This is a genomic window from Dapis hubbardiae BLCC-M172, from assembly GCF_050016015.1.
GTDB lineage: Bacteria > Cyanobacteriota > Cyanobacteriia > Cyanobacteriales > Microcoleaceae > Trichodesmium.
Genome location: NZ_JBNHEQ010000220.1, coordinates 66,850 through 68,129, shown reverse-complemented (window position 1 = coordinate 68,129; position 1,280 = coordinate 66,850). Strand labels below are relative to the sequence as shown.

Here is a 1,280-nt window from a genome sequence, read left to right as displayed (position 1 = left end):
TATCTAGTTCGTTTTCATTATTAGGTGTATCTAGTTCGTTTTCATTATTAGGTATATCTAGTTCGTTTTCATTATTAGGTATATCTAGTTCGTTTTCATTATTAGGTGTATCTAGTTCGTTTATACATTCTTCATTTGACAATGATCTTGCTTGACCTGGAGAATTTTGAGCAGGACAACCATTATTTCCTGAACTACTAATATTCAATCTTGACTCAATCCTTCTTCCATGGATCTGAGTACCATCCCATACCTCCCTTCCATCAGTATCCAATTTATATGCATAACAAATAAAATCAGCATTAATCACGTTGTTAGTGATATCTCCCTGAGCGAGATAAACTTCTTTTTCATCAACTTCTACTATGTAATGAACCCAAGAATTTTCTGTATCAACCCATCTTTTTACATGTTTTTCTACTTGATTAAGATGCCGTGCATTTGCTGTAGCAGTGATGGGATAAAGATTTTCGTTGTATCCGTTTCCTCCAAGGTGATGATTAAGAAGATGACCTCTTATATATTTCCTGTCACCAGGTAATGATGAGTGTGTCGGTAAATAAGCAGTTAGTAATCCGAGATCCTCTGGCCCATGTCCTATTATGTGATAAGGCCCTATTCTCCCTTCCATTTTGTTTCCAACTGACTGATCTCCCTCAGGAGTCTTGATCCAACCCGGTGTATATTCCACAGGCTGGGATGGTAGACCAAAAAGTATATTTAAATCAACTATGATTTTATTTGGTGTCAAGTCAAGTCGGTCCTGAGGATTAATTTCTATGACCAAGGCAGAATCAGGCGTGAGTAGGTTTTCCCACCTAATATCCTTGAGTTGAAATTCTTCTTTAACAGCAGGAAAATGCTTTTCGACTTCTGTTGTCTTTTTAGATTTGTCAAGAATTTCTTGTAATCTGTTCTTAGCAGATTCTAAATCTTCCTCTTTCTCCTCTTCAGATCGATCATTTTCTTCCTCCTGTTCTTCCATTTCATTTTGAGAATTCTCATGATCCCCATGACCATCTGCACCACCACCACCAACACCCACAGCACCACCCACAGCACCACCACCACCAACACCCACAGCACCACCCACAGCACCACCCACAGCACCACCCACAGCACCACCGCCACCACCACCACCACCACCATCATCAGTTTCTTCGCTTTCTGGTGTTTCTTCGCTTTCTGGTGTTTCTTCGTTTTGTGTTGTTTCTTCGCTTTCTGGTGTTTCTTCGTTTTGTGTTGTTTCTTCGTTTTGTGTTGTTTCTTCGTTTTGTGTT

General features: G+C 39.7%; 1 protein-coding gene. It reads right to left on the bottom strand.

The genetic code is table 11. The features are described 5' to 3' along the window. The coding region (locus ACP6PK_RS20480) for a hypothetical protein (RefSeq protein WP_426562173.1) at positions 1 to 1,280 on the bottom strand (1,280 nt) is incomplete at both ends.